Source organism: Paenibacillus sp. 01T422 (assembly GCF_056398785.1).
In genome coordinates, this window is sequence record NZ_JBFTQB010000178.1 from 1 (window position 1) to 8660 (window position 8660).

Here is an 8660-nt window from a genome sequence, read left to right on the forward strand (position 1 = left end):
CAGCAGCGATGTCACTGCCGTGTTCACGGCGTATGGTGGCATTAATTTTGGCCTTCTCAAGAATACGTTGGAAGGTGAAAATATCGTCCCTTGGCGTACGTTTGAAATCCCGTTCGGCCACGAAATTCACAGGAATCAGGTTCACGTGGCTAAGCGGCATATCCTTCAACACTTGCGCCAGTTCTTCTGCATGTTCAGCCTGATCATTCACTTCCCCCATGAGGGCATATTCGAACGTGATGCGTCTGCCAGTTTTGGCAATATAATACTTACATGCTTCGATCAAATCAACGAAAGGAAATCTACGATTGACTGGCATCAGTTTCGAGCGCAGCGTATCATTCGGAGCATGGATAGAAATCGCCAAGTTGACTTGTAGATTCTCATCTGCGAACTTGTAAATGTTTGGCACAATTCCGCTTGTCGAAACGGTAATATGACGCTGCCCAATGTTCAAACCCTTCGGATGAATCATCACGCGCAAGAAATTCATCGTCGCTTCATAATTCTCAAATGGCTCGCCGATACCCATAATCACGATGGAAGAAATGCGCTCCCCCGTCTCATCGAGCAGCTTCTGAGCTTTCACAACCTGAGCCACAATTTCCCCAGGTCTCAAATCCCGCTTAAGACCGCCCAGCGTAGATGCGCAAAATGTACAGCCAACCCGGCAGCCTACTTGCGTAGTGACGCAAATGCTGTTGCCATAGTTATGCTTCATGACGACAGTCTCGATCGCATTCTTATCTTCAAGTTCAAATAAGAACTTGACGGTACCGTCCTGCGACTGGTACTTTGCGATCTCGGCCAGCGTTACGAACTCAAACTGATCCTTCAGTTTGTCGCGCAGCGTCTTCGGCAAGTTGGACATCTCGTCGAAGCTGAACACACGCTTAATATACAGCCAGTCAAAAATTTGCCCAGCTCGAAATGAGGACTCGCCGTTTTCTTTTACCCAGCTCTGCCACTCATCCCAGTTTAAATCATATACAAATGGTTTTTCTTTCAAATACGGTTTATTAGACACTATTTATCACAACCTGTTGTTATTTATTCCATCATTATTGCTAATCCTGTTTATTTTATCACAAAGCGGGGACGAACACACATCCCCCTCTTGAAGCTAAGCACGCTTGCGCAACCGTGCAATGAAAAAGCCGTCTGAATGAAACTGCTGCGGCAGAATCTGCACCATCCCGGCGGCAGCAGCCGCAGGGTCAACGCTCGCAAAAGCTTCCGCAGGCAGCGGAGCGAGCTCGAAATCGCGATGCTCCGCGAGGAAACGCTCCACCATGCCCGCGTTCTCCGCATGCTCAATTGTACACGTGCTGTAGACCAGCACGCCGCCAGGCCTCAGCAACCGGTGTACCCGGCTTAAGATCGCGTACTGCAGCTCGCTGATCGCATCAATCTCGGCTTCCTGCTTCGCCCACTTCAAGTCAGGTTTGCGGCGAATGACGCCTAACCCGGAGCACGGCGCATCGAGCAGGATGCGGTCGAACGACTCCGCCGCAAAATGCTCGTCCAGCTTCGCAGCGTCCATCACAAGTGTCTGAATCGACGTCAGTCCCAGACGCTCCGCCTGATCTGCGATCAGCTTCTGCTTGTGCTCATGCAGATCACAAGCCCAAATATTACCGCTATCATCCATCTTCTCCGCGATGTGAGCGGTCTTGCCGCCAGGGGCGGCGCAGCAGTCCAGCACCGTCATGCCTGGACGTGGATCAAGAGCTTCGGCGACGAGCATGGAGCTCTCGTCTTGAATCGAGAAGTCCCCCTGCTGGAAGCCGGGGGACAAAGCCATGTTCCCGGCCCCCTGCACAAGAATGCCGGCCGGGGCCAGCTTTGACGCTTCCGCGCTGAGACCGCTGCCCTGGAGCTGCTCCAGCAGCTCCAGACGGCTGCGGTGCCTCGCGTTCGCGCGAATGCTCACGTGCGGCGGCTCATTGTTCGCCGCACAGATCTGTTCCGTCAGCTCAGGACCAAGCTGACGAATCCACCTTCGCACGAGCCACTCTGGATGAGAGTGGCCCAGCGCGATGCGCTTGACGTCCCCGAGCGCGGCCGGAAGGGTAAGTTCCGCTTTGCTGCGGATGATTGCGCGCAGCACGCCGTTGACCATGCCCGAGATGCCCTGGTGGCTTCGGCGCTTCGCGATATTGACCGCTTCGCTGACGACCGCATGGTCGGGGATGCGGTCCAAATAATGCAGCTGATAGAAACTCAGCCGCAGCAAGCTTCTAACCCATGGCTCGAGCTTCGCTAGCCCTTTGCTCACAAAACGTTCCAAAAAGAAATCAATCGTATTTTTACGTCCGATGGTCCCATACACAAGTTCAGTCGCCAGCCCTGCATCGGCCCGTTCCAGGGCATGCTTCTGCAAAACCTGATTCAGCAGAAGATTGCTGTACGATTGATTCTCTTCTACCCGAGTCAATACATCCAGCGCCGCTTCGCGGGCAGAATGCTTAACAGCGCTGCTCTTCGCAGCGCCCCCGGAGGTTTTTGATGACAAGGGCTTGCGAGCCCCTTGTGTCTGGTTAGATCCATGTTGCGGACGGTTTGGTTTATGCGTTGACAAATCGAATACCTCATTTTTGTTAAGTTATGGCTGATTTTCGCCCATACTTCCGAATGTCGTACCTRCTGCGATTTGCACGCCGCGAATAAATTCAGAGACGGGCATCGCCTTTTTGCCAGCAGGTTGAATATGGGTCAGCCATAGCGTACCTTCGCCGGTCATCACTTCAATACCGTGCTCGCTGTTGCCAAGAACCGTCCCGGGAGCAGGAGCTTCTGCGAAGCTGCGGCTTGTTGCCTCCTTCGGATTCACGCTCTCCCAAACCTTCATGACTTCCCCATTCCAAAGGGTGTAAGCCCCAGGGAAAGGATTCAGGCCACGCACTTGATTCCAAATCTCCACCGCCGAACGCGACCAGTCAATCAGCTCGTCCTCCCTGCGGATATTCGGGGAATAGATCGCATCAGCCTCATTCTGCGGGACAGCCTGAATACGTCCTGCCAGTAAATCCGGCAAGGTGCGTTTCAACAACTCGCTGCCGGCGATGCTTAGCTTCTCAAACAAAGTCCCCGTCGTGTCACTATCCTCAATTGGAAGCTCCACATGGGAAATCATGTCGCCCGTATCCAGTCCAACGGCCATATACATAATCGTGACGCCTGTAGTTGCTTCGCCGCGCAGCACAGCATGATGAATCGGTGCTCCGCCGCGATACTTAGGCAGTAACGACGCATGAATGTTAATGCAGCCATATTTCGGCAGATCAAGAACAGCCTTGGGCAAAATCTGACCATAGGCAGCCGTCACAATCAGATCAGGCTTCAGCTGGCGCAAAAGCTCCACCGAATCCGCTTGGCGCAGCTTCTCAGGCTGCAGTACGGGAATGCTGTGCTTCTCCGCCTCCACCTTCACCGGCGGCGGCGTCAGGACGCGCTTGCGCCCTTTGGGCCGATCGGGCTGCGTGACAACCGTCGTCACGTTATAGCCTTCCTCCAGGAGAGCCTGCAGGGAAGGTACTGCAAAATCCGGTGTACCCATGAAAATGATATTCACTCAGAATCTTCCTCTTCATCACTAGTATATGTTTTGGTTGCCAGATCCGTAAACAGAATCCCGTTCAAGTGATCAATTTCATGGAAAATGCAGCGAGCTAGCAGCTCAGTGCCTTTAACTTCAATTGGATTTCCGTTACGATCTTGGCCTTTGGCCGTTACGTTCATTGCACGTGTGACATCACCGCGAAGACCAGGGATACTTAAGCAGCCTTCCGGTCCGTGTTGTTCGCCGCTGGAGGAGACGATTTCTGGGTTGACCATTTCGATCAATCCGCCGTGCTCTTCACCGCAGTCCATCACAATAACGCGTTTGAGAATACCGATTTGCGGAGCAGCAAGGCCTACGCCCTCTGCCTCATACATCGTGTCTGCCATATCGTCGAGCAATTTATGCAGATTGGAATTAAATTTGGTCACTGTGATCGCCTTTTCCCGCAGCACAGGATCTGGATCTTTGACAATAATACGAATAGCCATAACGTGCACCTACCTTTGAGTCTTCTCTATTTGGGATTTCTTACATCAAATATTGCGGGTCAACATCCACACTGATCAGCAGCTTTTCCTTCGATGAGCGCTCTTCAAACCAGGCCACCGTCCGGCCAACAATCTCTGCCGCCTGATCTTCCCCACGATATTTTACCACGCATTGGAATCGATATCTATCTTTGATTCGGGAAATAGGCGATGCGACTGGGCCTAGCACGTCCATTTGGAAGGAGTTGTCTCGGGAGACAGCGTCTGAAAATAGGTCAATTTGTTTCGTGGAATACTCTAGCGCGATCTCTTTGAGCCTCGTAACAAAAGCTTCCGCGAAGCGCACCAAAAGCGGCACCTGTTCATGTGAAAAAGTGACCAAAATCAAGCGCTGATAAGGCGGATAACCTAAATTTGCACGAACATCCAACTCATGGTTGGCAAAAGCGATAAAGTCATGCTGACTTGCGTATTGCACGCTATAATGTTCAGGCGTGTACGTCTGGACGAATACTTCCCCCTGCTTTTCATGACGGCCCGCACGCCCGGCTACCTGTGTTAAAAGCTGAAAGGTTCGCTCCGCCGAACGGAAATCCGGAATATTCAGCACCGTATCCGCAGCAATAACCCCAACTAGGGTCACGTCGGGAAAATCAAGCCCTTTGGCGACCATTTGCGTCCCAAGCAGCACATCCGCCTGCTTTTCACGGAACATTGTCAGCCACTTTTCGTGCGAGCCCTTCTCTGTCGTCGTATCGACATCCATTCGAATAACGCGAATGCCTGGGAATATTTTACCAAGTTCCTCTTCGACACGCTGCGTACCCGTACCAAAATGACGAATATGCTTGGACTGACAGCTAGGACACTCGGTTACCTCACGTTCCGCATAGCCGCAATAGTGACAGCGCAGCATGTGCGAGCTCTGATGGTACGTTAGTGAAATATCACAATGCGGACATGTCGAGACGTACCCGCAGGTACGGCACATGACGAAAGTCGCATACCCTCGCCGGTTCAGCAGCAAAACAATCTGTTCTTTCTTGTGTAACCGATCTTCAATGGCTTTATACAGCGCCGTGCTAAACATCGAGCGATTTCCGCTTTTCAGTTCCTCCCGCATATCGATAATCGCAACAGGAGGCATCGGCCTGCTGGCTACACGCTCTTTCATCGTGAGCAATCTGTAAGGAGGCTCAGCCCGATCCCTGCGCCGCCTTGTTCTCTCCAAGCTCTCTAGCGAAGGTGTTGCTGAACCGAGCACAACGACCGATCCCTGCATGCTTGCACGCTTAACCGCCACATCGCGAGTATGATATTTGGGACTCTCTWCCTGCTTATAAGAGGACTCATGTTCCTCATCAATAATAATAAGTCCTATTTTCGTAAAAGGAGCAAAAATCGCGGAACGTGCGCCGATAACCACCTTCACTTGCTTGCGGGTAATTTTGCGCCATTCGTCGTATCGTTCCCCATTCGATAACCGGCTGTGCAGCACAGCAACCAGATCGCCGAATCGCCCTTTGAAGCGTTCGACCATTTGCGGTGTCAGCGAGATTTCGGGTACAAGCACAATCGCTTCTTTCCCCATATCCAAGCATTGCTGGATGGATTGCATATACACTTCCGTTTTACCGCTGCCTGTGACACCATGCAAAAGAAAGACCTCATGGTGCTCCTCAGCGACAGCATCCCGAATTTCCGCGAAAACAGAGCTCTGCTCCTCCGTTAACGGAAGCGGCTTCGTCCTCACAAAAGCACGACCCGCATAAGGGTCGCGCATCACTTCGACTTCGCGCAGCTCGATCCATCCGCGATCGGCTAAGCTTTTGACCGTTGAAGCACCTACTTCCACGGTTTCCATTAACTCCGTAAGCCGAATAGCATTTGGATGCTCCATTAAGTAACGCAGCACTTCCTTCTGCTTATTGGCTCTCGCCGGAAGCTCAGAAAGCGCCTGTTCTAGCCCGCTGCCACCCGCAGGAGGAAATACCGTTAGCGCCTTCTTCGTGCTCATTCGGTCCTTAACTACCTGGACTTCCGTCAAGATGCCCGCGCCAAGCAACTGCTTGATAAGGGCACCGTCCGCCGCAAATCGTTCCAGCAACGCGTCCATCGGAACGGACCCTTTGGACTTAACGTAGGCTACGATCGCCTGCAAATCCGGCATGTCCAAGAGCGATTGTTCACCGGACTCCTCACCAACCCCAATCGCCCGCTCATACTTCGCTTTGAGTGCAGCAGGCAACATGGCTTGAAGCGCTGTGACTTCGTGGCACAAATACATGTGGCTGATCCATCTGCCAAGCATCACAAGCTCATCTGTCAAAGGAGGCACCAGATCCAGAACGTTCTGTATAGGTTTAATCCGTTTCACATCAAGCTGTGTGTTCTCCTGCAATTCCACAACGAAACCTTGCAGCACCCGAGGCCCGAAAGGTACGCCTACACGACTCCCCACCTCGACCCACTTCCTTAGAGACGAAGGGACTTCATAATCGAACGCACGGTTCGTTTGTTTCGCAGGAACATCTACAATGACTTTGGCGTACATCAGGACTCACTCGCCTTAGTTGGTAAACGATCCGCTGTCAACTCGAGCAGTCTGCGCGCTACATCTTTCTTACTCAGGATAGGCAGCGCCTCTACAAGTCCGTTTCGGTCAAAAATACGCACCACATTCGTATCCCCGCTAAAGCCTGCCCCTTCCTGCGATACATCGTTCCCGACAATAAGATCACAATTCTTACGCTTCAGCTTGTCGAGCGCATGCTCGTCGAGCCGCTCGGTTTCCGCAGCAAAGCCAATGACGAACTGATGCTTTTTCAGCGTACCCAGTTCCTGTAAAATATCCGGATTTTTAATCAGCTCCAGCGTCATCGAATCCGATTTTTTCTTGATTTTTTGATCAGCAATAACAGCAGAGCGGTAGTCAGCGACCGCAGCAGCTTTGATCACCACATGGCTTTCCTCAAAACGGGATAAAACGGCCTCTCTCATATCCAAGGCGGACTGAACAGGAACCAGCTCAACACCGGCAGGCACAGGTAATGCGCTTGGGCCTGAGACCAGAGTTACCTTAGCTCCCATGCGCACAGCTTCCTCAGCGATGGCATAGCCCATTTTGCCGGAAGAATCATTCGTAATATAACGAACCGGGTCAATGCGCTCCACCGTGCCTCCAGCCGTTACAAGCACACGCTGCCCTTCAAGACGACGAACTTCTCCCTTAAAATGCCGCTCAACCGCCGCAAAAATCTCCTCCGGCTCCGCAAGCCGGCCTTTGCCGACATACCCGCACGCAAGCTGCCCTTCACCCGGCTCAATGAAACGCACACCACGGCTAAGCAAAGTCTGCATGTTCATCTGCACGGCTTGATTTTCGTACATATGCACGTTCATCGCAGGCGCAATCCAGATCGGCGCAGTCGTTGCCAGCAGCGTTGTGCTGAGCATGTCATCGCCAAGCCCTAATGCTATTTTGGCGATCGTATTCGCTGTTGCTGGCGCAACTAGCACGAGATCAGCACTATCCGCCAAGTTAATATGGGAAACAACAGAAGGATCTTTCTCATCAAAGGTATCCACAAATACATGATGACGAGACAGAACTTGAAATGTTAGCGGCGCCACGAATTGAACAGCGGATTCTGTCATTATGACACGCACCACAGCCCCCGCCTGAGTCAGCTTGCTCGTGAGCGCAGCCGCTTTGTAGGCAGCAATCCCTCCACACACGCCAAGTACAATCGTTTTACCCTGCAAAGCACTCATGGGTATCCCCCTTTCTATCTGCTATTCTGAGAAAAAAATAACAACCACAAAGGGTTGTTGGGTAAGCAATTTATTTCTATTTCTCGTTCTCTGTCGGCTCGATTTTCTCATAGCCAATGTAGTGGCCGTAAAGCTCTTCAAGCGCAACACCAACATGCTTATGAGCTTTTTGACCTTTCAAATCTGATTTAGCGCCGTCGCGAAGAGATCGCGCTCTTTTGGATGCAGCGACAACCAATGAATACTTGCTGTCTACGATATCTAGCAATTTATCAATTGAAGGGTATAACATTTATTTCACCTCATCTATCCATTGTACGATTTTCGGATACACACGCTCTTTTTTGCAATGTTCAGCCGTGAGAATTGCTTGTATTTTGGAACAAGCTGATTCCACATGGTCATTCACAATTGCATAGTCGTAGTGTTCCATTAAACGGATTTCGTCTATCGCGATCGACATGCGACTACGGATGACTTCGTCCGTTTCTGTACCACGCGTTACAATTCGATTCTCAAGCTCATCCAGCGAAGGAGGCAGCAAGAAAATAAACACGCCTTCAGAAAACTTCTGTTTCACCTGCAAAGCGCCCTGAACTTCAATCTCCAGGATGACGTCTTTGCCGGAGCGCAGCGTTTCTTCAACAAAACGTCTCGGCGTTCCGTAGAAATTACCTACGTATTCTGCCCATTCCAACACTTCATCCGAATCAATCATTTGTTGGAATTGCTCCCGCGTTTTGAAGAAATAATTGACAGCGTCGACTTCCCCTTGTCTCGGAGAGCGGGTTGTAGCCGATACGGAATATACGATATCCGGAGAGCACTTGCGC

Annotated in this window: 8 protein-coding genes; all 8 read right to left on the reverse strand. The window is 51.5% G+C overall.

The genetic code is table 11. The features are described from left to right. Positions 1–1027: dual-specificity RNA methyltransferase RlmN (gene rlmN, locus AC1DUA_RS12485; protein WP_477500060.1), on the reverse strand; the 1027-nt coding region annotated here is incomplete at its 3' end. 96 nt (positions 1028–1123) lie between these two features. Continuing rightward, positions 1124–2515 carry a 16S rRNA (cytosine(967)-C(5))-methyltransferase RsmB gene (rsmB, locus tag AC1DUA_RS12490; protein ID WP_477500061.1) on the reverse strand — a complete coding sequence of 464 codons (1392 nt, stop codon included), beginning with the start codon at positions 2513–2515 and terminating at the stop codon, positions 1124–1126. A 90-nt stretch (positions 2516–2605) separates the two neighbouring features. Continuing rightward, positions 2606–3559, reverse strand: a complete 954-nt coding sequence (gene fmt / locus AC1DUA_RS12495) for a methionyl-tRNA formyltransferase (protein ID WP_477500067.1) — start codon at positions 3557–3559, stop codon at positions 2606–2608. 11 nt (positions 3560–3570) lie between these two features. Further along, positions 3571–4053 (reverse strand): peptide deformylase, encoded by a 483-nt coding sequence (def, locus tag AC1DUA_RS12500; protein ID WP_477500062.1) that lies wholly within the window; start codon positions 4051–4053, stop codon positions 3571–3573. A 40-nt stretch (positions 4054–4093) separates the two neighbouring features. After that, positions 4094–6607 (reverse strand): primosomal protein N', encoded by a 2514-nt coding sequence (priA, locus tag AC1DUA_RS12505; protein ID WP_477500063.1) that lies wholly within the window; start codon positions 6605–6607, stop codon positions 4094–4096. After that, a complete protein-coding gene (gene coaBC, locus AC1DUA_RS12510; protein WP_477500064.1) occupies positions 6607–7827 on the reverse strand; it encodes a bifunctional phosphopantothenoylcysteine decarboxylase/phosphopantothenate--cysteine ligase CoaBC in 1221 nt (406 codons plus the stop codon). Before coaBC ends, priA begins: the two co-directional genes overlap by 1 nt. Before the next feature lie 76 nt (positions 7828–7903). Beyond that, positions 7904–8119, reverse strand: coding sequence for a DNA-directed RNA polymerase subunit omega (gene rpoZ, locus AC1DUA_RS12515; RefSeq protein WP_477500065.1), 216 nt, complete (start codon positions 8117–8119; stop codon positions 7904–7906). Then, positions 8120–8660: guanylate kinase (gene gmk / locus AC1DUA_RS12520; protein WP_477500066.1), on the reverse strand; the 541-nt coding region annotated here is incomplete at its 5' end.